The sequence below is a fragment of the Occallatibacter sp. genome, from assembly GCF_049582745.1.
Classification (GTDB): domain Bacteria; phylum Acidobacteriota; class Terriglobia; order Terriglobales; family Acidobacteriaceae; genus Telmatobacter.
In genome coordinates this window covers 1-23,683 of the sequence record NZ_JBAUUO010000173.1, presented here as the reverse complement: position 1 = coordinate 23,683, position 23,683 = coordinate 1, and the positions used below count along the sequence as shown (strand labels likewise).

General features: G+C 57.9%; 20 protein-coding genes. 14 read left to right on the top strand and 6 right to left on the bottom strand.

Annotated elements, in window-relative coordinates; genetic code table 11:
- Window positions 1-21: 21 nt before the first annotated feature.
- Window positions 22-1,293, bottom strand: coding sequence for a Glu/Leu/Phe/Val family dehydrogenase (locus WCA10_RS24685; protein ID WP_472825209.1), 1,272 nt, complete (start codon window positions 1,291-1,293; stop codon window positions 22-24).
- A gap of 567 nt (window positions 1,294-1,860) precedes the next feature.
- Between WCA10_RS24685 and WCA10_RS24680 the strand changes: the two genes are divergently transcribed.
- The 4 genes from WCA10_RS24680 (at window position 1,861) to WCA10_RS24665 (ending at window position 8,326) form a co-directional block, all read left to right on the top strand.
- Complete coding sequence (locus WCA10_RS24680; protein WP_472825208.1) at window positions 1,861-3,051, top strand: EAL domain-containing protein; 1,191 nt, start codon at window positions 1,861-1,863, stop codon at window positions 3,049-3,051.
- A 117-nt stretch (window positions 3,052-3,168) separates the two neighbouring features.
- Window positions 3,169-5,163: a serine hydrolase domain-containing protein gene (locus tag WCA10_RS24675; protein WP_472825207.1), complete on the top strand. Its 1,995-nt coding sequence runs from the start codon at window positions 3,169-3,171 to the stop codon at window positions 5,161-5,163.
- A gap of 161 nt (window positions 5,164-5,324) precedes the next feature.
- Window positions 5,325-6,854, top strand: coding sequence for an anthranilate synthase component I (gene trpE / locus WCA10_RS24670; protein WP_472825206.1), 1,530 nt, complete (start codon window positions 5,325-5,327; stop codon window positions 6,852-6,854).
- 371 nt (window positions 6,855-7,225) lie between these two features.
- Window positions 7,226-8,326, top strand: coding sequence for an acyltransferase family protein (locus WCA10_RS24665; protein ID WP_472825205.1), 1,101 nt, complete (start codon window positions 7,226-7,228; stop codon window positions 8,324-8,326).
- A 153-nt stretch (window positions 8,327-8,479) separates the two neighbouring features.
- Here WCA10_RS24665 and WCA10_RS24660 read toward each other — a convergent pair whose 3' ends face one another.
- Complete coding sequence (locus WCA10_RS24660; RefSeq protein WP_472825204.1) at window positions 8,480-9,508, bottom strand: hypothetical protein; 1,029 nt, start codon at window positions 9,506-9,508, stop codon at window positions 8,480-8,482.
- Between the two features lie 5 nt (window positions 9,509-9,513).
- Window positions 9,514-10,104 carry an anthranilate synthase component II gene (locus WCA10_RS24655; RefSeq protein WP_472825203.1) on the bottom strand — a complete coding sequence of 197 codons (591 nt, stop codon included), beginning with the start codon at window positions 10,102-10,104 and terminating at the stop codon, window positions 9,514-9,516.
- 127 nt (window positions 10,105-10,231) lie between these two features.
- Between WCA10_RS24655 and WCA10_RS24650 the strand changes: the two genes are divergently transcribed.
- Both WCA10_RS24650 and WCA10_RS24645 read left to right on the top strand, forming a co-directional pair.
- Window positions 10,232-10,540 (top strand): acylphosphatase, encoded by a 309-nt coding sequence (locus tag WCA10_RS24650; RefSeq protein WP_472825202.1) that lies wholly within the window; start codon window positions 10,232-10,234, stop codon window positions 10,538-10,540.
- Window positions 10,541-10,805: 265 nt separating this feature from the next.
- Complete coding sequence (locus WCA10_RS24645; protein ID WP_472825201.1) at window positions 10,806-11,354, top strand: adenine phosphoribosyltransferase; 549 nt, start codon at window positions 10,806-10,808, stop codon at window positions 11,352-11,354.
- A gap of 143 nt (window positions 11,355-11,497) precedes the next feature.
- On the opposite strand, the gene WCA10_RS24640 is transcribed toward WCA10_RS24645, so the two are convergent.
- Complete coding sequence (locus WCA10_RS24640) at window positions 11,498-11,881, bottom strand: nuclear transport factor 2-like protein (protein WP_472825200.1); 384 nt, start codon at window positions 11,879-11,881, stop codon at window positions 11,498-11,500.
- Window positions 11,882-12,055: 174 nt separating this feature from the next.
- Here WCA10_RS24640 and WCA10_RS24635 point away from each other — a divergent pair, with 174 nt between their 5' ends.
- From WCA10_RS24635 to WCA10_RS24625, 3 genes are all read left to right on the top strand, one after another.
- Window positions 12,056-12,520, top strand: coding sequence for a helix-turn-helix transcriptional regulator (locus WCA10_RS24635; RefSeq protein WP_472825199.1), 465 nt, complete (start codon window positions 12,056-12,058; stop codon window positions 12,518-12,520).
- A gap of 165 nt (window positions 12,521-12,685) precedes the next feature.
- Window positions 12,686-13,237, top strand: coding sequence for a DUF4199 domain-containing protein (locus WCA10_RS24630; RefSeq protein ID WP_472825198.1), 552 nt, complete (start codon window positions 12,686-12,688; stop codon window positions 13,235-13,237).
- 69 nt (window positions 13,238-13,306) lie between these two features.
- Window positions 13,307-13,672, top strand: a complete 366-nt coding sequence (locus WCA10_RS24625) for a VOC family protein (protein ID WP_472825197.1) — start codon at window positions 13,307-13,309, stop codon at window positions 13,670-13,672.
- 139 nt (window positions 13,673-13,811) lie between these two features.
- On the opposite strand, the gene WCA10_RS24620 is transcribed toward WCA10_RS24625, so the two are convergent.
- A complete protein-coding gene (locus tag WCA10_RS24620) occupies window positions 13,812-14,576 on the bottom strand; it encodes a response regulator transcription factor (RefSeq protein ID WP_472825196.1) in 765 nt (254 codons plus the stop codon).
- Complete coding sequence (locus tag WCA10_RS24615) at window positions 14,573-16,009, bottom strand: sensor histidine kinase (protein ID WP_472825195.1); 1,437 nt, start codon at window positions 16,007-16,009, stop codon at window positions 14,573-14,575. The genes WCA10_RS24620 and WCA10_RS24615 overlap by 4 nt, the downstream gene beginning before the upstream one ends.
- Window positions 16,010-16,707: 698 nt before the next feature.
- On the opposite strand from WCA10_RS24615, the gene WCA10_RS24610 reads away from it, so the two are divergent.
- The 5 genes from WCA10_RS24610 (at window position 16,708) to WCA10_RS24590 (ending at window position 23,561) form a co-directional block, all read left to right on the top strand.
- Entirely contained in the window at window positions 16,708-17,898 is a 1,191-nt protein-coding gene (locus tag WCA10_RS24610; RefSeq protein WP_472825237.1) for a porin, read from the top strand.
- A 249-nt stretch (window positions 17,899-18,147) separates the two neighbouring features.
- Window positions 18,148-19,953, top strand: a complete 1,806-nt coding sequence (locus tag WCA10_RS24605; RefSeq protein WP_472825194.1) for an APC family permease — start codon at window positions 18,148-18,150, stop codon at window positions 19,951-19,953.
- Between the two features lie 210 nt (window positions 19,954-20,163).
- A complete protein-coding gene (locus tag WCA10_RS24600) occupies window positions 20,164-20,967 on the top strand; it encodes a PP2C family protein-serine/threonine phosphatase (protein ID WP_472825193.1) in 804 nt (267 codons plus the stop codon).
- A gap of 90 nt (window positions 20,968-21,057) precedes the next feature.
- Window positions 21,058-22,032 carry a serine/threonine-protein kinase gene (locus WCA10_RS24595; RefSeq protein WP_472825192.1) on the top strand — a complete coding sequence of 325 codons (975 nt, stop codon included), beginning with the start codon at window positions 21,058-21,060 and terminating at the stop codon, window positions 22,030-22,032.
- Window positions 22,033-22,130: 98 nt separating this feature from the next.
- Entirely contained in the window at window positions 22,131-23,561 is a 1,431-nt protein-coding gene (locus WCA10_RS24590; RefSeq protein WP_472825191.1) for a glutamine synthetase family protein, read from the top strand.
- Window positions 23,562-23,683: the final 122 nt, after the last annotated feature.

The following is a 23,683-nucleotide window of genomic DNA, read 5'->3' as shown; positions in this document are numbered from 1 at the left end:
ACAGTGACGATCAGCTTGCAGCTATGCGTAGATGCCGCGCTGCTTGATGGTAAACGCTACGCGATCGATGGCCAGCATGTAGGCTGCGATGCGGTTGTTCACGTTATGGGCCTCGGCGTAACGCACCACGTCATCGAAACTGTCGCGCAGAATCTGCTCCAGCTGCTCGTTGACAATGGCTTCCTTCCAGAAATAGCCCTGCCGGTCCTGCACCCATTCAAAATAGCTGGCCGTGACGCCGCCGGAGTTGGCGAGAATGTCGGGCACGATAAAGATGCGCTTATCGGCAAGAATTTCGTCCGCGACGGCGGTGGTGGGACCGTTGGCACCTTCCACGATGATGCGCGCCTTGATCTTCTCGGCATTCCGGCTCGTGATCACGTTCTCCGTGGCCGCCGGAATCAGCACATCGCAATCGGAGACGATCAATTCTTCGCTCGGCATGGCCTCGGCGCCGCGGAAGCCGAGCAGCGATCCATTGCGATACTTGTACTCGACCAGCTGATGGATGTCGATGCCATTGGGATTCGACAGCCCGCCGTCTTTTTCGGCGATGCCGATGATTTTGTAACCGTGCTCCATCATCAGGCGCGCTGCGTTTGAGCCAACATTGCCGAATCCCTGGATGATGACGCGGCAGCCGTCGATGGGGAGGTTCAGGTAGCGAAGGCTCTCGTCACAAACCACCATGACGCCGCGTCCGGTCGCTTCGACCCGTCCGCGCGAACCGCCGATATTCAGCGGCTTGCCGGTGACAACGCTGGTCACGGTATGACCCATATGCATGGAGTAGGTATCCATGATCCAGGCCATGGTCTGTTCGTTGGTATTTACGTCTGGGGCGGGCACGTCCTTTTCCGGACCGATGAAGTCGATGATCTCCGACGTGTAGCGGCGGGTCATGCGCTCCAGTTCGCCCTGGCTCATCTTCTTGGGATCGCAAATGACTCCGCCTTTGGCTCCGCCAAACGGAATATTGACGACCGCGCATTTCCAGGTCATCCAGCTTGCCAGAGCGCGCACCTCGTCGAGGGTCACTTCAGGGGCGTAGCGGATTCCGCCTTTTCCAGGGCCGCGTGCAATCGAGTGCTGAACCCGGAATCCGGTAAAAATCTCGATGCGACCATCATCCATGGTCACAGGAAAGTGAACGATGATTTCGCGCGCCGGTGTTCTCAGCAGTTTCCAAAGCCCTTCGTCCAGATTGAGCTTGCGTGCTGCAAAGTCGAACCGCGCGCTTTGCGCTTCCCAGGGATTGATCTCCTGGTCCAACGTCATTGTTGCGGGTACCATACCATCTCCAATTCTTTTCCCCTGCCGCGGAAAGGCCTGAGGCCCTTTCACGAGCCAACTGATAGACACAGCAGGATTTCTCCGGTTTCCGGAGCATTCCCTTTCATGCCGAGCACCAGGATTCCCCTGAAGCTTTCTTTGGGCGCCGGCGTTGCCGGCAATCGCCCAAACCCATGTGAGTCTAGGCCTCACACACAGCCGCGTCAAGCCGGTGAGAACCAGCCTGGGAACCCCTAGGTACCGCACGGATTCCGAATGGGGAGAGACCGATTTCGAGGAGGGAGTCTCAAACTTGCTGGTCGACACTCCGGTAGGCGAGTGGGTAATCTTCGGTGATTCTCTGGGTACGAAGGGAGTTTCTGTCTCGCATATAGGCACTTGGATGTAGACCACTAACGATAAGATAGCTATGCCCTACAACGTTGGTAATGGAGCTCTTGTTGGGGAAAAGGCTGGCTGGTTCAAGGCTGGGCTAGACTGACGTTGAGCCCCATGTCCTACTCCAACCATAACTTTCCGACAGCACTTGCGCCGGAAGCCGTTTTTGCCGCACTATCTGGAGAACAGATGCCAGCTGGAGACAGGATATTGCTGATTGACGACGATCGGGTCGTCGGCGAAATCGTGTCGGCCCTGGCGAAGGCGATGAGTTTGCAGTGCGATGTGACGCGGACTTCAGATGAGTTTTTCGACCTCATCGGGCCTGAAACGACCTTGATTCTGCTTGATCTGGTGATGCCGGAGATGGATGGGATCGAGATTCTTCGGCTTCTTGGCGAACACAACTGCAAAGCGCGCATCGTTTTGATGAGCGGAATCAACATCCGTGTTATTGAAACCGCCAAAAAACTGGCTCAATCGCTGGGTCTTTCTGTCGTCGGGCACCTCCAAAAGCCCTTCCCGATCGGACAATTGCAGGAATTGCTGCTCGCCAATATCGGGCCGGAGAAACCCGCCGACAACCAGAGCGAGCAACGCATCGCCATTCTGGACGAGGATCTTCGCCGGGCCTTTGATCGCGACGAGTTCGTGATCTACTATCAGCCACAAATCAACATCGCTACCGGCGTCGTAACCGGGGTTGAAGCGCTGTCGCGATGGGAGCATCCCGAACTCGGACTCGTTTTCCCGGACAATTTCATCTACAGAATCGAGGCCCTGGGGCTCATGGACCGGTTCTGCTGGATCACCGCGGAACGCGCGCTCAACGAGGTCAAGCAGTTTTCGACCGCGAATGGCCATCTGCCCCGGCTCGCCATCAACGTTTCCGTCAGTTCTCTGCGCGACCTCAAGTTCCCCGACATCCTGTTGAACCTTGCGCGCAAATACGACTTCCCGGCCGAGCGGATCGTGCTTGAGATCACCGAGTCGGGTCTGATGGAGTTTTCGCTGGCGCTCGATGTACTCACCCGCCTCCGCATGCGCAACTTCCAGCTTTCCATCGACGACTTCGGCACCGGCTACTCCATGATGACGCAGTTGCAGAACGTACCCGCGATCGAACTGAAGATCGACAGGACGTTTGTGCAGCACATGCACGCCAGGCACGCGGACCTGGTGATGGTGGAAAAGATCATTGAAATGGGCCATGAACTCGACATGGAAGTGATTGCCGAGGGAGTGGAAACGGAGGAGCAATTCAGCATCCTGCGCGAAAAAGGCTGTGATGGCGTGCAGGGATTTCTTTTCAGCCGCGCCCTTCCGCCCGCCGATATAATTCGCTGGCTTGAAACCCATCGAGCCCACCAAGTACAGTAGTCCCATCGTCGTTCACAGGGATCGAAAAGATCTAATCAAAACCCCACTTTAGTCAGATCAATCCGGTGGTGCGTTCTTCGCGGTCAGCGGAGGGCGCCACGGCGATTGGAGAGGCTTATGCGCAGATTTGCAGGCGCGGCGCTGGTGGCCGCACTGATCTTCATGGTGTTTCCGGCTCTGGCCCAGGCTCCCATCGTGAAGGCTCCGCCGGATACCAGCCATATCGCACAGCCCCCAGCCAACAAACCCGGAACAAGCACTCCTACACCCTCCCACTCTCTCGACCAGAGTGACCTCGCCGCATTTTTCGACGGCATTCTTCCTCTCCAGCTTGAGCGAAGCGATATTGCCGGAGCTTCGGTGCTGGTGATGAAGGATGGCAATGTCCTGCTCGAGAAGGGCTACGGTTACGCTGACATCAAATCAAAAAAGCCCGTCGATCCAGCCTCGACGATCTTTCGACTGGCCTCGATCTCCAAGCTCTTTACATGGGTCTCAGTGATGCAACTGGAAGAGCAAGGCAAGCTGAACCTCGACACCGACGTCAATCAGGATCTCGACTTCCCGATCCGCCCTGCCTTCAACAAACCGATCACGCTGCGCAACCTGATGACGCACACAGCGGGTTTTGAAGAGACCATTGACGATATCATCCTCACCAATCCCAAACAGGCGGTCTCGCTGCGCGATTATCTGATCGCCAATCAGCCGATGCGCATCTATCCGCCGGGAGAAATTCCGGCATATTCCAACTATGGCGTCGGCCTGGCGAGTTACATCGTTCAGCGCATCAGCGGAGAACCTTTCGAACAATACGTGCAGGAGCACATCTTCGGGCCGCTCGGCATGACGCACTCGTCGTTCTATCAGCCGCTGCAGAAACGTTTGGCGGATTTGCCGTCGGATGGCTATCGATCGAACACCACCAAGCCACCCGTCGGTTTTGAAATCTTCAACCCCGTCGGCGCAGGCGGCGTTTCCTCAAGCGCTGCTGATATGGGACGCTTTGGACAGGCGCTGCTGAATGGCGGCGAACTCGACGGCAGGCGCATCCTCAAGCGGGAGACGCTCGCCCTGATGTGGACGCCGCAGTTTCGCGCCAGCGATCAGTTGCCGCCAATCTGCATGGGCTTCTACCAGGACTGGCGCAATCATCTGCACTGGATCGGGCATGAAGGCGATCTGATCGCCTTTCATAGCCTGTTCTTTGTGGAACCGACGCAGAAGATTGTGCTCTTTGTCTCCTACAACTCGGCAGGCGGCGGCTCAGAGCCGAGGCCGGAGATCATCAAATTCTTTTCCGATCGCTACTTTCCCGGCGCACCCGACGTCCAGTATCTGAAGACTGCCGCGAATCAGCTGAAGGATATTGCGGGAACATACGAGTCCACGCGCCGCGACGACACCACCAAATTGAAGCTTTCGACACTCTTCAGCCAGCGCAGTGCATCGGTCGACAAAGACGGGGTTCTCACGATCAATGGCGTGCGAGACCTGCGCGATCATCCGATCAAATGGAAGCCGATCGGCAAAGATCTCTGGCAGGCCGAAGGCGAGCAGGAGCGCCTCTTTGCGATTCGCAATGCTGACAATAAAGTGGTGCGCCTCGCCGTCGATTTTCCGGGAGTGCAGCTGCAGCGCGTGCCCTGGTATGAGAATCAGGCCTGGATAATGATCGCTCTCTGGTCAAGCATTGGAATCCTCGTGCTTGTGATTCTTGCGAGTCTCATTCGAACCTGGCGCCGCCTCTTCCAGCGCAAGCGTCCGCGCCCCGAGCCACAGCACGGAACCATCTGGCTCACTGCTGCGCCGCGGCTGGCCGCCTTTCTCTGGGTCATCTTCCTTGGCGTGCTGCTGGGCTATTTCCTAATAAAGGGCAACGACCTCATGCCTCCCACTCCGGCATGGTTCAAGTGGTTTGTCGCGATGAACTTCATCGCCATGCTCGCCATCGTGATCAGCACGCTCGCCGTCGTCGCCGGAATCGATGCCTGGAGCCGGAACATTCGCGTGATTACCAAGCTCAAGTTTGCCTTCGTTGCGCTCGCATGCGCCTTCCTGAGCTGGTTTGCCATTCACTGGCACATCATTGGGCCGACACATCGGATATAGCGGGAAGAAGTAATGAGTTAACCCGTGAAGAAGTGAAAAAGTGAAGGCGCGTTCACTGATTCACTCTTTCACTTTTTTCACTCCTTCACTTTCTTTCACTCCTTCACTTTGTTCACTCGTTGACTCATTTGCTCCTTCACTACTCCATTACACTGGAAGCTGTGAAGCCTTCATCTAATCTCATCCAACCCAGCCGCAAAGAATTTTTGGCGCTCGCCAAAAAGCACACGCTCGTCCCCGTCTATCGCACGCTCACGGCCGACCTCGAAACTCCCGTTTCGGCCTTTCTGCGCGCGGCTTGGCAGGAGCGCGAATGCTTTCTGCTAGAGTCGGTCGAGAACGGTGAGCAAGTGGGCCGCTACACCTTCATCGGGCTAAACCCGTACAAGCGCATCGTCGCGCGCGGCCAGCAGATCGACATCACCGAAGGCGGGCGCACCACCCGCATCGAGGGCGATATCTTCCACGTGCTGCGCGAGGCCCTCAGCGGCCACAAGCCCGCGCGCATTGCCGGACTGCCGCCGTTCACCGCCGGCGCCGTCGGCTTCTTCGCCTACGACGCCGTTCGCCAGATCGAGCGCCTGCCCAATCACGCCAAGGACGAACTCGGCGTTCCCGATGCATGCCTGCTGTTCTTCGATGAAGTGCTGGCCTTTGACCACGTGCGCAAACAGATCTGGATGGTGGCCACCGCCGACGTTTCGCTCGCCAGGCCCGAGGAAGCTTACGCGAAGGCGGTAAAGCGGCTGGCAAAGCTTGAAAAGCGCCTGGCCACGCCGTTGCCGAAGCTGCCGCAAGCCCGCGCAGCCAAGCCAGTCCAGGTGAAGCGACGCACCAGCAAGAAGAGCTTCCTCGTCGCAGTTGAGCGCACGAAGGAGTACATCGCCGCGGGCGACATCTTTCAGGCAGTGCTGTCGCAGCGACTCGACGTATCGACGGGCATGGATACCTTCCAGGTCTATCGCTCGCTGCGCACAGTGAATCCAAGTCCCTATATGTACTTCCTGCGCTTCACACCCGATGGGCCGCTCGGGACCGCGAAAAAATCGAAGCCGGCAAACAGCGTCGAACTCGCCGGATCATCTCCGGAACTGCTGGTGCGCGTACATGATCGCAAAGTGGAATACCGGCCGATCGCGGGGACGCGTCCGCGCGGCACAACCGAAGCCGAAGATCTTCGCCTTGAAGAAGAAATGATGCACGACGACAAGGAGCGCGCCGAGCACGTGATGCTCGTCGACCTCGGTCGCAACGATGTTGGGCGGGTGAGCGAGTTTGGCAGCGTCAAAGTCGATCGCCTGATGTTTGTCGAGCGTTACAGTCACGTGATGCACATCGTCAGCACCATTGAAGGCAAGCTGAAGCCGGAGCTAACTGCGGTAGACGCGCTTCGCGCATGCTTTCCTGCCGGCACGCTCTCTGGCGCGCCCAAGGTTCGTGCCATGGAGATTATCGAAGAACTGGAACCCTCGCGCCGCGGCACCTACGGCGGTGCCGTGCTCTACGCTGACTTTTCCGGCAATCTCGACTCCTGCATTGCCATCCGCTCGCTGCTGACCACCGGAGGCAAAGGATACGTACAGGCCGGAGCCGGCATTGTCGCGGACTCAGTCCCGGAACTCGAACACCAGGAATCGCTTAACAAGGCCCAGGCGGTGATTCGCGCGATCGAGCGCGCGCGCGAACTCTAGCTGCAACCCCGATTTTCCGCCCTGCCGAATGAACATTAACCGGATCGCACGTAAAATTGGCACGTCCGAATGCAGTCTATTCCCTATTACCAACCATTACTTTCGGCAACTTGTAAATGCGACTATTGACTGCTACATTTTTCTAGCTTGGAAAATTAAGCCCTTTGGTCGGTTCCCCTGGCGCACAACTTACCGTAATTCCCTGGGGGCTTAACGAAGAAAACACAAATTCTCAAACGGCAACTCTTCCACTGGGTGTCGCTCATGGTTGGCACTATGAGAACGACGGAGTAACAAAGAAACACAGTATCTGCAGCGCGGGAGCAAGACTGGGCCTTCTTTTGGAACTGCATCCGGGAGGTTACAAACCCTTGCTTAGGGATCTGGATAAAAAAGACACTGCGATTCTCAAGGGGCTGGCGATCTCGGCCATCGTCTTCCACAACTACTTTCATATCGTTAGCCCCGTCCGCGAGAACGAATTCACCTTCGATCCCGCGAGGTTCTCCGTATTCCTGCAAACGGTCGTTCACCCCTCAATGGCTATCCAGGCACTGTTCGCGTTCTATGGACATCTCGGGGTCCAGATCTTCATCTTTGTCTCAGCTTACGGCCTCGCCAAGAGCCACTGGAATGACACGTCATCCTGGTCATCGTTCATGTGGACCAGGGTGAAGAAGCTCTATCCGATGTTCGGGCTGGCCCTCTTGTTTTGGGCTCTGCTAGCGGCGATATTCGTCGGACCAATATGGTTGATCCAGGATGCCGGTCCCGGGCTCCTTCTCCTGCTGGCCGGAGTCTCCAACATTGTGCCGGGAGTGGGACTGCCCATCGTAGGGCCTTGGTGGTTTGTCCCTTTTATCATACAGTTCTACGCGATCTGGCCGATGTTGCGGAAGCTCACGGTGAAGTTCGGCTGGCCCGGCTTGGTTGCGCTTTCCGTTATTTGCTTCCTGATGACATTCGCAGCAGAGCCGATACTCGCCCACTGGTCTATCAACCCGGCATTGAACCCGATCGGGCGCATGCGCATTTTTTGCCTGGGAATCATTGCTGCCCGATATCCGATACGCATCAACGCATATCTCGCGATTCCGGCATTGGCAATCCTCCTCCTCGGGAGCGAGTATGCTTCGATCGCGAGATTATCTTCTCTCGCATTCGCCGTCTTCAGTCTATGGCTTTATGTCAAGACACGCAGCTGGTTGAGACGATTCCGCGTCCTCGAAATAATCGGCGGCTACTCGCTCGCAATCTTTCTCGTGAACGGATTCATAAGGGTCCCCTTCATCGCGTTTGCGAATACGCCTCTGTCTCAACTTGCCCTGGGATGCGCAAGTGCGGTGGTCACCTTCGCCATCTCCGCGTTCTTCCATTACCTGCTCGAACCGGCTCCCCAGAGACTTACTTCGCCTGAGGCGCAAGCCGCATGGCCGTCCTCCGAACCGGCTCCCGAAATGGGTTGGAATTAGCTCCGAATCATCGCGCCGCGGATGGCCTTCGCGCAGTGGTACTTTCCGGCGGTGGCGGGCAACATCGTCGGCGGCATCTGCCGGGTGACGAACCTGGAATATGGTCAGGTCATCGACGGGAACGTTCCGGCGAAAAAGGATCGAGAGCGCAATCTACTCCGCGCCAAACAGCCGCCGGAAGAAGTGCCCCATGCGGGCCATGAATCCAGGCTTCTTATCACCTTTGACCTTGGGCGGCTTGTGCTTCGCTACATGCACGTGCGGCGCAGGGTTGCCGCCCTTTGCGGTGATGGTGTCGGTCTCCGGCGGCGGCTCGCCGCTCTTGTGCACAAAGGTGTCTGTAGCTTCAGTCGGCGCGGCGGCGGGAGTCACTCCCGGCGGACCGGGCGGGGCAAGCGGCGCGAGGCCTGCGCTCTGTGCCTCTGGGAATTCATTGGTGTTTGGATGCAACGGCGCCGGGCAGCCGCAGGACTCCTTCTCCTGGTCGACGACCGAATACACGCTGCCGTGCTGGAACATCACGCGCTGTCCCGACTGCACGCGATAGATGCCGCCATCAAAAACGCTTGTTACGAGCACGTAAGGCGCGTTCACGCCTGCATTGTCGACGCACGTGTCGCCATGCTGGCCAAGGCGCACCTTCACATCCGCCGCCCCGGGACCGCCGATCAGGATGCGGAAGTCGGGAGTAAGCAGCACGTCGGAATTGCGGCCGGTGGCAAAGCTTGCCTCGAGCGCTCCGTGATCGAGCACCATCATCAGCCCCGGAACCTCGTCCTTGGGAATGCTGGCGTCGGCAGCCAGCTTTACCGTCGTCGAAGCGCATACGCGCAGCACGCCACGCCGTGGCAGCGTCACTTCAGTCGTGCCGGCGCCGGAGGTGATGGCTCCGTTGGAGGCAATCATCGCTCGTCCATTCGCAACCTGCAGAGCTCCGGTCACCATGGCTGCGCTGGCGGGGTCCTTGTTGTCGAGTGGAACGATCGCGATCGGTCCCGATTGCGTGGGTCCATAGGACGGGTTGCTGTCCGCGGGTGCGCTCGCCGGAGTCGGCTGTGTTTCCGAGGGAGGCGTTGGCCGGGACTTGGGCGCCTGCGACCATAGAAGAGGGCTGGCGCAGCACGCTCCGCATAACAGAATTCGATGCAGCGTGTGTTTCGCGGGCCTTTGAGAGTCTTGCATCGCGCCTACATTTCCAGGAAGTTGCGGATCATCTGGTGACCACCTTCGGTCAACACGGACTCGGGGTGAAACTGTACGCCCTCGACCTTCAGGGTGCGGTGGCGCAGCCCCATGATGACAGACCTGCCCTTCGCGCCCGCGCCGTTTGCCTCGGACGTGCGGGCTGTGACTTCAAGCTCCTTAGGCAGCGAATTCTCAGCCACAATCAAGGAGTGATAACGGGTGCAGGTAAGCGGTGACGGCAATCCGGAAAAAACGCCTTTGCCGTCATGATTTACTTTGCTGGTTTTGCCATGCATCAGGTTCTGTGCGCGCACCACTTCACCGCCAAAGGCTTCGCCGATGGCCTGGTGCCCGAGGCATACGCCGAGGATCGGAGCCTTGCCTGCCATGTGCCGGATAAGCGGAACCAGGATGCCCGCTTCCCCGGGTGTGCATGGCCCCGGCGACAGCAGGATCCGTTCCGGCTTCAGCGCCTCCACCTCTTCGACGGTGAGCTCGTCGTTGCGGCGGACCAGCACGTCCGCCCCAAGTTCGCCCAGGTATTGAACAAGGTTGTAGGTGAAGGAATCGTAGTTATCGAGGACAAAAACCATGGGTGAAACCAGTGTAGCGCGAGCGGCAATCGAGCCGGCGGCGGGAAGACGGAGGCAACACCCTCGCTTCGCAGCGAACAGGTCGCAAAGGCGGTGAAGGGGCGATAGTTGCGGACATGCGGCAGTTTTGAAAGACTGGCCTTGGTCTTCAACGATGGTTCTTCACTTTCTGATTCAGGGACGTGTGCAGGGGGTGGGTTTTCGCTGGTTCGTTCATCGCGAAGCCAGCGAGCTTGACCTGCGCGGCTGGGTGCGCAATACCGAAGATGGCGATGTGGAAGTGGTGGCTTCAGGCACTGCCGAAGATCTTGCCGAACTGCGCACGAGCCTACGTAAAGGGCCGCGCGGAAGCCGGGTCGATCGCCTTATCGAGCACTATATGGATGACAAAGAGGCAGCAGGGCTGGATGCGTTTCGCATTGAAGGGGCGTGGTGACGTGCAGCGAAGCTGCGCAGTTGTCAGTGGTCAGTTCTCAGTCATCAGTTGTCAGTATTCAGTTTTTCCCGTTGGGCGATCAGCGAGACTGGGGACTGAAGACGTGAACGGAAGACCTGCCTTCTATAATTCGAGTTGACAGTAACAATTCATCAGAGCACTTCACGCAGTTTTCAGAAGTCGGTTACCAGTTGCCAGTCGGCAAGACTGAGAACTGAAGACTGAGAACTGACAACTTCGACAGTCTCGAGGAGCAAGCGAACGCATGCCCGAAGCGATCAAGCCGATTGATGTGGAAGCACTGAAGGCGCTGGTGCGCACGGTGCCGGATTTTCCCAAGCCAGGGATTTTGTTTTATGACATCACCACGTTGTTGAAGGACAAGACCGGCTTCGCGAAGCTGATCGACCTGCTGGCCGCGCACTACATCGAACACAATATCGACCTGGTGCTGGGCATCGAGGCGCGTGGGTTCATTTTCGGGCCGGCGCTCGCCTATCGGCTGAATGCAGGCTTCGTGCCGGTACGCAAACCGCGCAAGCTTCCGGCGCCCGTAGCGCGCGTGACCTACGATCTCGAATATGGATCGGACACGCTGGAGATTCACCGGGACGCGATCCAGCCGGGGCAGCGCGTGGTGCTGGTCGACGATCTGCTGGCGACCGGGGGCACCATGGAGGCTACGGTCAAGTTGGTGAATGAACTCGGTGGCGAAATTGCCGGCTTGGCTTTTGCCGTGGAGCTGGACTTCCTGAAGGGCCGCGACCGCTTCAAGGCGTACGACGTCTTCAGCTTGCTGCACTACGACGAATAGACTCGGCCGGATTCGAAAGATCGCGATGATTAAGAAATCGCGGATTATGGGTGCAGGATCCCGGATTTAAACAGGTTATCAGCATTTTGAAGCAGGTCATTTACGGCAAATGGACTGTCCGGCACGAAGCGCGATCAGGGCAGTCACGCGATCTGCTGAACCCATTGGCTTCGCCAATCTGGCGCCTCAAAGGGGTCGGCGAAATACTGCGTCTCATGCACGACCTTGCCGTTGCGGAATTCCATGATGCTCACGGTATACGCCGGCCGCCCCTCGTAGGTGATGATGTACTCCGTCACCCACAGATCGCCGTACCCGAGCATCCGCCTGACGTTGAAGCCCGACGGCCTTCCGGGATGGTGACTCCGCAAGGCCTGCAGATTGTTTCTTCCCAGGATTCGCTCGCCCGACTGGGGATAATCGCATAGGACATTGTCGTCGTAGATTTCGTGCTCCGCGTTTAGATCCCCGACTGCAGACGCATGCCAATGCGCATTTAAGACTTCACGGATCTGTTCGTCACGCATGATCGCTCCTGCCGAATTCTCGGCTTAAATAAGCATCTTCGCCCGTATGACTGATATCACACATGAGCGGAACCGAAAAACGCGCGTTTTGCCTCCGCTGGAACTGCCGATTCTTGAACTGCAGGCGAGAGCCGAGTCAGCAGCAGGCAAGGATATACTTTTTCACAACCCATCATGAAGCGGCACGTCCTCATCTTCGGTCTGGTCGGCGGCCTCCTTATCGCCACCCTCCAATACACTGAATACCGCTTCGTCATCATCGAGCACTCGATCGAACTCTACAGTGCGCTCGTCGCCATCCTCTTCGCGACCTTCGGCATCTGGCTCGGCCTCCGCATCACGCGCAGTCGCGAAATAATCCGGGAGACGGTCGTGGTGAAGGAAGTGCTTGTCCCCGCGGAAGCCCCCGCCCCCTTTGCTCCCAATACCACCCAGCAGCAGACCCTCGGCATCACGGCACGCGAGCTTGAAATCCTCACCCTGGTAGCCCGCGGCTTCAGCAATCGCGAGATTGCCACGCAGCTTTTCGTTTCAGAAAACACGGTCAAGACACACTGTTCGCGCGCCTTTGACAAGCTGGGAGCCGCCCGCCGGACTCAGGCTGTCCGGCGCGGCAAAGAACTAGGCCTGCTGCCGTGAGGACTGGCCGTCCGGGCGGACGCCCTTCGGGCAACTGCGTCACTCGAAAGCATGATTTCCACTCCATTTGTCGAAAAATCATTCGAAAGGGTGACGACATCCGGCCCCGTTCGACCGCATCGTGAATCCATCGTCAGTCACATTAACTCGCACCAGGAGCCAGCCATGAAAAAAACCGTCCTCACCTTCGGCCTCATCTCCGGCGTCATGATCTCCGTTCTTATGGACAGCTCGCTTCTGCTCGCCCACAAGATCGGCTCCGGCCACAGCATGGTTCTCGGCTACACCATCATGGTGGCGTCGTTCCTGCTGATCTATTTCGGCATCCGCAGCTACCGCGACAATACCCTCGAGGGGCAAATCTCCTTCGGCCGCGCCTTCACCTGCGGCATCCTGATCGCCCTCATCACAACCGCCTGCTACGTCGCCACGTGGGAGGTCCTCTACTTCAACTTCATGCCTCACTTCATGGACAGCTACTTCGCCGCGCAGATTCACAAGGTGCAGGCGTCCGGACTTGACCCCGCCACCGCCGCCGCGAAGGTCGCTGACATCGAGCGATCTCAGCGGCTCTACCAGAACCCCTTCGTCAACATGGCCTACACCTTCATGGAGCCCCTGCCCGTCGGCCTTATCATTACGCTCATTTCCGCTGCAGTGCTCCGGCGCAAAGTCCCTGTCGAACCCGCTGCCGCTGGCGCAGTCATGACCACATAGATCAAAAAAGGCCGGGGGCGAGAGCCCGACCTTCTGTCTTCTATACTGTCAGTTCAACAAGGAGATCGCATGGCTTCAATCACTGGCTTTGGCGGTGTATTTCTGCGGGCGAATGATCCAAAGGCTCTGTATCAGTGGTACGAGGAGCATCTCGGTCTGGTGAAGTCCGAGGGAGCATACGCGTTTTCTGCCCCGACGCAACATCCCAAAATCGTCTTCGCCCTTTTCAAGCAAGACAATGACTACTTCCCTCCGTCGCAGAAAGCCATGATCAATCTCCAGGTGAACGACCTGGATGGTGTGCGGGATCGATTGATAGGCGAGGGTGTCACCGTCGATCCAAAACGCGAAAGCTATGAGTTCGGAAAGTTTGGCTGGATCACCGATCCGGAGGGAAACCGCGTCGAGCTTTGGCAGCCTATCGCAACCGAATAACGCAGAGGCCGATCCAGCTTCAGATCGGCTGGCTCTCAACGCGCCGTGTTCTTTCGTCGCCGCTGATCGCTTGCTTTCATGATTTCGCTCATGTCCCCTGCCGGACGAATCTCACTGATGCCGGCTGCCGCGAGTCTGATCAGCGGCTTTCCGGGACTTCTTCGCGCGCGTCCGTTCCGCCGGCCTCGAGCTCGACCTGCAACATCTGCGCGTCGGCGAAGCGATAGCCGACGTAGACATCGGTGAGCAGGTAGACGGGGTTGGATGGATCGTCCTCGATCTTCTTGCGCAGCTGGCGAATGAAGGTGCGCAGATACTCCACCTCTTCACGGCAGTCGGCGCCCCAGACGGCGGTGAGCAGCTTGGCGTAGGAAACGACACGGCCGGCGCGGCTCATCATGGTGTAGAGAATGTCGTACTCCTTGCGTGTGAGGTGGATGGGCTGGCCACGCCGGGTCACGCTGCGCTTCGAGGGGTTGAGGCGAATCTCTCCGATTTCGATGGGCGCATCTTCGGCGCGTGCCGGGGCATGCACCCTGCGGACCGCCGTACGAATGCGCGCAATCAGCTCGCGGGTGCTGAAGGGCTTGGTGATGTAGTCGTCGGCGCCGAGTTCCAGCGCTTCCACCTTTTCACCTTCGCCGTCGCGCACTGTTAGCATCAGCACGGGCAGCCGGGGCGCGAATGCACGGATGCGGCGCAAGGTCTCAATTCCGCCGATGCCCGGCATATTGATGTCGAGAAGCACCACGTCGTAGGGGCTGGCGCGCAGCAACTGGAGTGCCTCTTCTCCCCGCGACGCTTCGCTGAATTGAAATCCAAGCTCGGCGAGGGGAGGCCTGAGCGCGCGGCGGATGGAGGTTTCATCATCGACGATCAGAATGCGAATTGGGTTCTGGTTCATTTGGATTCCCTCTTTCGTGCCTGAGATGGGATAGCCGCGTAAAACGCGTTGCCTTCATCATGGTCGCTGGTGACCCAGACGTATCCATCGTGGATGGTGGCCGCGCGCTTGGCCACCGACAAACCGATGCCGGTGCCGGTGGCGCGATTGGCTGAGCCCGAAGATCGATAGTAGCGGTCGAAGATGCGTTCGCGATCGGCAATGGGAATGACCGGGCCGAAACTGTGAACCGAAAAGATGACCTCGGCCTTCGCCTGGACGGCGCGAATGGTAATGGTGGTGCCGTAGATCGCGTACTTGCAGGCGTTGTCGATGTATTGCGACAAAAGCATCGTCATCAGGCGGCGATCGCAGCAGAGTACGAGGTTGTCGTCGGGGAGATCGATCGCGACCTTCATCGAGGCCAGCCGCTCGCTGAGGCTGGCAACGACTTCGTCAATCAGGGCGGCGACGCCGACGGGCAATGCGTGAACGGTGACTTCGCCGGCATCGAGCCGCGCGGTCGTCAGCAGGCGCGTCGTCAGATCGTTGAGCAGGTCGGCCTGCTCATTGATGAGGGAGACAAGCTCGCCCTGGCCTGCGGAAAGCTTGCCCATCTCCGAGAGTCCGGTGGAGGCGGCGCGAATGGCGGTGAGCGGCGTTTTGTATTCATGCGCCAGCGCGTCAAGCACTGTGGAGCGAAGCTGCTCGGTCTGACGCTCAGTCTCGATGCGGCTTTCGTTGGCGAAGGCGCGGTAGCGGTCGAAGGTGATGGCAACCAGCGATGCAATTGCATTGTTGGTCAACGGACTGGTGTCGCCACGAAGGACAACCGCACCGATGGGTGCTGCTCCAAGACGAACCACGCGGCGCGCAATACCTGTCTCCGGATCGTCGTCGGATGTCTCAAAAAAATAAACGTTTTGGGCCAGTTCCTGCGGATCGAGGTTCCAGAAGCCGGCCTGGTAGGTCTGGTGCAGATCCGCGTCGAAGATAACGACGGCCTCGAGAGCGAATATTTCATGCACCAGTTCGACGAGCTGTGCGCCGGGTTCGACGTGGAGATTCATCTGCAGCGTGCGCCGCGTGAACTCGTAGAGGTCCTGCATCTGGCCGCCCCACGAATCGGTTTCGCGTGCGTGCTCAGTGACGCGCGCAGAAAGGCGGCTGATGACCAGGGCGGTGAGAATGAACGCCACGAGGGCGACGGAGTTGGCTGGATCGGTGGCTGGATTCAGCCTGCCAAGACGCGCGGCAAAGTAGCTTTGCACGAACACTGCGGAAAGGGAGACGATTACCGCCTGCCAGAATCCACACCAGAGAGCGGTGGGCACGATGATAAGCAGATAGAGCACTACGGCGACCGGAAGCAGCCATTGGAGCCAGTGCGCAAAGACGCCGACGAGCACCACGGAGAGGATGCCGAGGGCGCACTCCGTGGAGAACAGGAGCACCCGCAGCCCGGAGCCTCGGGAACGTCGTGACGCAAACCCTGCGCGGAGCGGGATGTAGGTTCCAGACAACCGTTACCGGCCTTTCCATCGAACGCCATGAGGCGGAATCGCTCTGGCAGCAACTGAGCACAAACAACGCCAGTAGATCGGGATGAAGTTCGACCTGTATGGCTTCGCTCGAAAGGTGACTCTCTCCATCGGCGTTGCAACCATTGGGCAACGAACTGCCGATTCAGAGAGAGCCTTCCCGCGTGCACCTTTTGTTCCCAGAAGGGGGCATCTTGCGCGGGAAGATTGTTTCTACGATATTAACAGTTCTTCATTTGATTTTTATCCGGCCAGGCGTAATAGAGAGCATCGCACGCGCCGTCCGTGCCTCATCGAGCGGAGAGTCGATCCGGGCTCTGCAACCGCAGATGCGCCGTCTCTATATGATTTCTTTCCGTAATCTTCATCTCTTCTTTATGCATTGTTTGCATTACTAATAACAAGCCGCAGCGATTCGGAACCCTAAAGGGAGCAGCGCTCAACGCGCGCGACTTCACGATCTTTTTCTTGCCGAAAGCGCAATCGTCTTGCGACTTTCCCTACCCGACTGAAAGGTAATCCGCAGCAAAGAGATTGAGTCAACAACCTCACTTCTCACATAAAGCCTCATTCGATTCATACCCAAATCTTGTTCAGGAGGAATTGTGTCGATGTTCAGCAAGGTGAATCACATCGTTCTCCAATCGTTGAGCGCCGCGGTGCTTGCTACAGCCGTCGTGGCGGGCGCTCAGACAGCGCCGGCGGCAGCGGCATCTGCTCCCGCAGCACCAGCCGACCAGGCTCCAGCGGCTGCGCCTGCCGCTCCAACGTGGAGCGTGGGCCCCATGGACATCAGCGGCTTGATCGATGGCTATTACGGATACAACTACAATCGTCCGAGCGCCCTGGCAAATGGCCAGGCGAATGATCTCTATAACTTCAACGACAAGACCGACCAGTTCAACCTGAGTGAAGCGCGTCTGACCCTGAACCACGATCCCGATCCGGTGGGCGCGCACGTCGACCTCTTCTTCGGACGGGCGAACACCCTCGTCAATGGCGGATCGCACGATCAGGGGGACTATATCGAGCAGGCATTTTTGAGCTTGAAACCGCCGAAGACAAAGGGTCTTGAACTCGATTTCGGCAAGTTTGTAACTTCGGCAGGCGCTGAAGTGATCGAGTCAAAGGACAACTGGAATTACTCGCGTTCGATTCTGTTCGCGTGGGCGATCCCGTACTTCCACTTCGGTCTGCGCACGTCGATGCCCGTTTCGAAGGTCGACACCATTGGAGTACAGGTGGTCAACGGATGGAATAGCGTGACTGCCAGCAACGGCGGAGTGACGATCGGGCTTACGAATGCGCTGGTAAAGCCCAAGTACACGTGGAACGTGAACTATTACACGGGTCCGTCCAATGTGAACACGCAGAGTGGGTATCGCAACCTGATCGACACCACCCTGCTGCTGACGCCTAGCACGAAACTGAGCGCCTATATCAACTATGACTACGGTCAGAATCGCAATCATTTCGATACGGGCGAAGGAATCGATAGCTCGTTGAATCACTGGCAGGGCGTGGCGTTCGCCGTTCGCGAACAGGCTACCGGCACATCGGCTTTCTCTGGGCGCTACGAGTACTTCAACGACCCTAATGGATACTCGACGGGCGCGATCCAGCATGTGCAGGAGTTCACGGGCACCTACGAGTACAAGTGGGCCGAGGGACTTCTTTCGCGGGTTGAAATCCGCAAGGACTGGTCGGATACCGATTTCTTTCACAAGGGAGACGGAAACCTTGTGAAGGGTCAGGCAACCGCAACGGTTGGATTCGTGGCTTTCTTCGGGCCCAAGAGATAGGTTGCGCCGGCACGAGCAACGGAGGAGTTTTGGTAATTGATGAGGCCCCCGAACTGAGCGCCAATCCGCCTCAGAATGGGGGCTTCTTGAATCGTTCTTCATTTCATCTTCATCAGTGCTTCCATAGCATTCAAGTCATCCAGAAACATGAATTTCTCAGCCGATTCTCAACTGGCGAGGCTTAAAAACATCCCGCCTCTCAAGCGACGGGAACAGACTCTCAGAATTTCAATTTCCAGGAGAATGTTTATGGCAGATCAGAAAGCACCACAGATGCAGGCAACTCTGGGACTTACCGGGTTGACCAGTAACGCAATGGCGCTGATTGCTCCGGGCGCCTTTCTATGGCTAACGTTCTTCATCCAGGCGACGACGGGCGTGGCGGGTCAGCCTTCCACTGCGCCGGCAATGTGGGCCGGCATCTTTGCCGCGCTGCTGCTCTGCCTGGCTACCGCGGTAGCCTATGCCGAGATTTCGAAGCTCTATCCGGGCACTGGCTCGAGCTACTACTACGCGGAACAAGCGCTGCTATCGAAGGACAAGGCGTTCAAGTATGCCCGCGTTGCCAAGTTCGTCGTGGGCTGGGGTTCGCATCTTTACTACTGGGTTTATCCCGGCGTGATGGTGGGCGTCACCGGCGTATTTGTGGGTTACGTGGTTGGCTTCTTCTATCCGAGCTTCATCAGCGGCGCAAACCCCGGACCGGTCTTCATGGGACTGGTTGCAATCGTGTTCTCGTTCTTTGTGGCATGGATCGCCGCGAAGGGAGCTGGCGCATCGACAGCGGTAAACATCGCTATCAACGTCGTACAGATCTCGGCCCTCATTGTCTTCAGCGTGCTTGCTTTGGGATATCGCGTGAGCCACCCGACGGGCTCAACCGGCCCCACGGCTTTCCAGTACGACACGCAGACGCTCTCGACCTATACGTATCAGTTCGCCACCGATAAGACGGGTGCAACCGTTCGCGATGCGAGCGGCACGCCGCAGCCTCTGCTGGATTCGGCCGGCAAGCCAGTGCCTTACGTGATTACCTATCCCGATAAGGATGCCAGCGGAAACATGCTGACGCATACCTCGGCTGTCTCGGTAGTGGTGCCGCACAACCTGAATTGGATGTTCATTCAGGCTACTGTCGCGATCCTCATCCTGGTCGGATTCGAATCGGTAACTTCGATGGGCGGCGAGGCCAAAAATCCAACCAAACATATTCCCATCGCAGTCATCGCTTCGCTGCTGATCCAGGGGTTGGTCTGTTATCTGATTGAGTATTTCTGCGCCAACTACTTCCTCAATTCTGGTTACACCATGCAAAGCGCGGCAAGCTCCGCGGCCCCCATCGGCGACATGATGATCATTGTGGGCGATTGGCTGCTGGGCCCGGGCCACGGCAAGTACTTCATGTTCGCCGAGGCGATTACGGTGTTCCTGGCGCTCATCGGTACCACGCTGAGCTGCATGAATACCGGCGCCCGCGTAACTTATGCCATGGGCAAAGACGACGAAGCTCCGGAGCACTTCGGCATCCTTCATGCCGAGTCGCTGTCGCCTCGCAAGGCTATCTGGACCCTGGCCGTAATCTCAGCGGTGATCGGCGTCATTGCTGTTTCGTTGGTATTTGCAGATGCCAGCGCGCCGACCGATGCAACGATTGCGGCGTTGCCGCACGGCATCTTTTCCAGCTTTGGATATTCGACGCATGACAAGATGGCAGCATTGCCAAACTCGCTGCTGGCGATTACGTTGACCTCGAACTTCGGCACGTTCATTCTCTATGCGTTGAGCTGCTTCCTGTGCATCGTGGCGTTTCACAAGCGGCCCGACCATAGCTTCCTGAAACACACTCTGATTCCGGGATTCGGCCTGATAGCCAACCTGGTATGCATGGGCTTCTACGTGGCCGGGCCGTTCTTTAACCTCGGTACGAAAATGGAACCGCTCACAGCACTTGGCATCGCGGGTGTCTGGGGCCTCTACGGAGCGGTCTATTTCCTTCGATCGTCTAAGGCAAAAGGTAAGGCTGTCCTGCTGGAAACCAAGAACGTCACCACGTAGGCAGGGAGCCGTCGTTCATCAACGAAATGCAGACACTGGGTGGATATTCTTCTCGGCTCGATTCAGAAGGCCGCAGATGGGAAACCACCCGGTCGTTTCTGTAGGACTTGAACTTCTGAACTAAAGAATCCCCCATTGCGCAAGATGCGTAAGATCACCCCACGAACAAAGGACCCGTTCGTGGGGACCCCCAATTGAGGCGACCGGTCCATGTTGGATATCGTGTTTGGTCAGGCAAGCGATCCCGGCAAAGTACGCACGAACAACGAAGATGCGATGGGATCTTTTATTCCAAGTTCCCGCCACCAGGCCCGTTCTCACGGTTATCTTTTTGTCGTAGCCGATGGGGTGGGGGGAATGGACCTGGGCGAAATCGCTTCATCCACGGCGGTCTCGGTTCTTGTACAGGAATTCGAAAAGGCGCAAGGCGGCGCCATGTTGATCAGCCTGCTGCCACGCCTGGTGCAGCATGCGAATGCCGCTGTCCACGACCGAACGCTGGCCCAGGAATTCAGGGGAAAGAAGATGGCGACGACGGCCGTGGCATGCGCCCTGCGCCACGATCAGGCGATTGTATCGCACGTGGGCGACTCGCGCTGCTACCTGGTGCGCAAGGGCGTCGCAAAGCAGATCACGCAGGATCATACGTGGGTCAACGAGCAACGAAAGATGGGTGTGATTTCAGCCGCCGAGGTCGCGACATCCGATTCGCGCCACGTGCTGATCCGCTCACTCGGACCCGAGATGTTTGTCTCGCCCGACACCTCGGCGCTGACTGTTATGCCCGGCGACGTGCTGGTGCTCTGCTCCGACGGCCTACACGATGAGATGCCCGAAGCGACAATCGCCTCCATCGTGTCGCAAAACAAGCCGATCGATGAGATCGCGCAGGAATTGGTTGCGCGCGCTGTCGAGATCGACGGCAACGACAACACCTCCGCGCAGGTTGTTCGCATCCGTTCGGTCGAACAGGTCGGCATGTACCGTGGCCGTCCCTACCGGCTGCCCTCGTAAATCCCTTCGTCAAAGCTACGAAATCCTTAGAGATACGCCGCTAAATCCCGCTAGAGTAGAAGAAACGCATGCATTGGAGAACGCCGCCCGATGGGCATACTCGACACCATAGAAGCCGGCTCGCAAATCGACGCATACCGCATTGAAGCGCCGGTGGCGCGGAGCGGCATGGCTTCGATTTTTCGTGCTGTGGATACGCGCGATAATCGTGTGGTCGCCCTGAAGATTCCGCACCCGGACATGGAAGCCGATCCGATCCTCTTCGATCGATTCAAGCGCGAAGCGGACATTGGCGAAAAGCTCCACCACCCCATGGTGATGCGGGTCTACGGCGGAGAGAAACGGTCGCGCATTTACATGGTGATGGAGTGGTGCGACGGCAGGCTGCTGCGCACTATCCTCGGCGAGGGCCGCATGCCGCAAGACCGCGCCGTCCGCATCGCCGTCGAAGTGCTTGAAGCGCTCGAATACATTCACGAGCAGGGCGTTGTTCACCGGGACCTGAAACCGGAGAACATCATGGTCGACCCGAACGACAACATCAAGCTGATCGATTTTGGAATAGCCGGAGATGCGGGGGCTCGACGCCTTACCTACGCGAACTTCACTGCCACACTGGGGACCGCGGACTATATCTCGCCCGAGCAGGTGAAGGGCAAGCGGGGCGACGGGCGCTCGGACATCTATGCCATGGGCGTCATCCTGTACGAGATGCTTACGGGCAGGCTGCCTTTTTCGGGATCGTCTCCGATCGAGATCATGAACGACCGGATGCTAAACCATCCGCTGCCCCCTTCTGTGGCCGATCCGTCGATCTCGCCGCAATTGCAGGAGGTGCTGTATCGGGCGCTCGAACGCGACCCGCAGAACCGATATCCGCGTGCCAAGGAATTTGCACATGATCTGCAGCATTTGGACGGAGTCGGCGTCGAAGACCGCGCTGAATTTCGAGACTGGAACAAGCGGAAATCGCACACGACGCGCCAGGTCCTTTACTATAGTGCTCTCGCCCTGATTCCAGTTGTTATCCTGTTATTGATGGTGCTTGTTGCACGGCACCGGTAGGCAACTCCACGCGGCAATCTTCACGGATTCCTTATACGGGGAACCTTAGACTTATCACTGAATGCCCAACAGCACACGTGTCAGTTGGAAGGAGAGCTATGTCATCGGACTATCGGAATTTTCTTGCCCTCTCGTACGAGGAGCTTGAAGAACTGAACCTGCAAGCCAAGGCAGACCGCATCAGCCGGTTGCCGCTCGAGGAGGTTCGCGATAAGCGGATCAAGTACCTGACGGACGAAAAGCACATCAAAGCAGTGACGGTATTGTTCTCAGACCTCGAAGGCCGTCTGCACCTGCTGGACTATGACAAGAAGTTTCTGCTGGGCGCCCATGAGAATCTGACCTTCGACGGCTCCTCGATTCGCGGCTTTACCGCGCAGAAAGAAAGCGACCTGCGCCTGGGCATCGACTGGAGCGCCTTCTACTGGGTGCCCGCCGACGTGTTCGGCAACGGCAAGGTGCTGGTTTTCGGCACGGTCATCGACAAGGACGGCACGCCTTATTCCGGCGACCTCCGCGGTGTGCTGAAGAGCTACTCCGACCGGCTTTACAAAGAGAAGGGCTACACGCTCAACGCTGCCAACGAGATTGAAGGCTTTCTTTTTGCCGGCAAAGACGCGGAACGTAGATACCACGAGACGCTCAAATTCGATTTCATCAACACCGGCGGCTATTATCATGTGTTGCCCCTCGATCCGCTGCGTCAATTCATCGACACAGCTGCTGAAGTGCAGCGCGCCATGGGCTTCCAGAACGAGAAGGATCACCCGGAGGTTGCGCCCAGCCAGTTTGAAATCAACTACGGCTACGGCGAAGTTGTCGCGGCCGCAGATCAGATTCAGCTCTACAAGTTGCTCTGCCGCCAGATCGCGAACAACATGGGCTACACCGCATGCTTTCTTCCCAAGCCGGTCGTCGGTGTCAACGGCAGCGGCATGCACACCAACGTCTCCGTCTCGAAAGACAAGGTCAACCTGATGTGGGACCCGAAGGGCCAGGAGATGCTCTCCACCTTCGGCTGGGAATTTATTGATCGCATCCTGACGCACGCGCTGGACATTTGCCTGATCCTTAATCCCAGTGTGAATGCCTACCGTCGTCTCGACCCGCACTTTGAAGCGCCGAACCAGATCAAGGCGTCTGCCACCGATCGCGGTTCGATGGTGCGTGTACCGATCGGAAACTCCCGCTCAATGCGCGTGGAAGTGCGCTCAGTCGCGCCGGATGCGAATCCCTACCTCGCTCTCTATTCGATCTTCAAGACGGGCGTGGACGGCTCGACCGCCAAGATTGAAAACCTGCGCCAGGCCGAGCGCTACCTGCCCGATCATATCCAGGCAGCCATCGACGATTTCAAGGGGTCTAAGTGGATCGCCGAGATCCTTGGTTCAGACGTGCAGGGCCGGTTTGCGGATCTGAAGCAGGCCGCTGCCAATCGCTGCGCCCGCGACCTGGGCACGTTCGTCAAGGCGCCTGAAGTGCAATTCCACCACGAGGTCTACAACCAGTCGCTCTGGAACCTGTTCTAGGTGTGTGTCGGGCATAGATTCGTGACGGAGCCTATAGCGTAGGGAGCCGGTTCTGTTTTATGTTCGAGCCATGGGCCAGAACTTCATACCTGACACGGTCAACCAGACGCTTCTGTTTCCCC

Excerpts from the sequence above, each read along its gene's own strand:
- WCA10_RS24630 (WP_472825198.1), top strand. The coding sequence starts at position 12,686 with ATGAAAAAAACCGTCCTCACCTTCGGCCTCATCTCCGGCGTCATGATC.
- WCA10_RS24595 (WP_472825192.1), top strand. The coding sequence starts at position 21,058 with ATGGGCATACTCGACACCATAGAAGCCGGCTCGCAAATCGACGCATAC.
- WCA10_RS24660 (WP_472825204.1), bottom strand. The coding sequence starts at position 9,508 with ATGCAAGACTCTCAAAGGCCCGCGAAACACACGCTGCATCGAATTCTG.
- WCA10_RS24620 (WP_472825196.1), bottom strand. The coding sequence starts at position 14,576 with ATGAACCAGAACCCAATTCGCATTCTGATCGTCGATGATGAAACCTCC.
- WCA10_RS24605 (WP_472825194.1), top strand. The coding sequence starts at position 18,148 with ATGGCAGATCAGAAAGCACCACAGATGCAGGCAACTCTGGGACTTACC.
- WCA10_RS24635 (WP_472825199.1), top strand. The coding sequence starts at position 12,056 with ATGAAGCGGCACGTCCTCATCTTCGGTCTGGTCGGCGGCCTCCTTATC.
- WCA10_RS24680 (WP_472825208.1), top strand. The coding sequence starts at position 1,861 with ATGCCAGCTGGAGACAGGATATTGCTGATTGACGACGATCGGGTCGTC.
- WCA10_RS24590 (WP_472825191.1), top strand. The coding sequence starts at position 22,131 with ATGTCATCGGACTATCGGAATTTTCTTGCCCTCTCGTACGAGGAGCTT.
- WCA10_RS24625 (WP_472825197.1), top strand. The coding sequence starts at position 13,307 with ATGGCTTCAATCACTGGCTTTGGCGGTGTATTTCTGCGGGCGAATGAT.
- WCA10_RS24640 (WP_472825200.1), bottom strand. The coding sequence starts at position 11,881 with ATGCGTGACGAACAGATCCGTGAAGTCTTAAATGCGCATTGGCATGCG.
- WCA10_RS24685 (WP_472825209.1), bottom strand. The coding sequence starts at position 1,293 with ATGGTACCCGCAACAATGACGTTGGACCAGGAGATCAATCCCTGGGAA.
- WCA10_RS24675 (WP_472825207.1), top strand. The coding sequence starts at position 3,169 with ATGCGCAGATTTGCAGGCGCGGCGCTGGTGGCCGCACTGATCTTCATG.
- WCA10_RS24655 (WP_472825203.1), bottom strand. The coding sequence starts at position 10,104 with ATGGTTTTTGTCCTCGATAACTACGATTCCTTCACCTACAACCTTGTT.
- WCA10_RS24645 (WP_472825201.1), top strand. The coding sequence starts at position 10,806 with ATGCCCGAAGCGATCAAGCCGATTGATGTGGAAGCACTGAAGGCGCTG.
- WCA10_RS24600 (WP_472825193.1), top strand. The coding sequence starts at position 20,164 with ATGTTGGATATCGTGTTTGGTCAGGCAAGCGATCCCGGCAAAGTACGC.
- WCA10_RS24610 (WP_472825237.1), top strand. The coding sequence starts at position 16,708 with ATGTTCAGCAAGGTGAATCACATCGTTCTCCAATCGTTGAGCGCCGCG.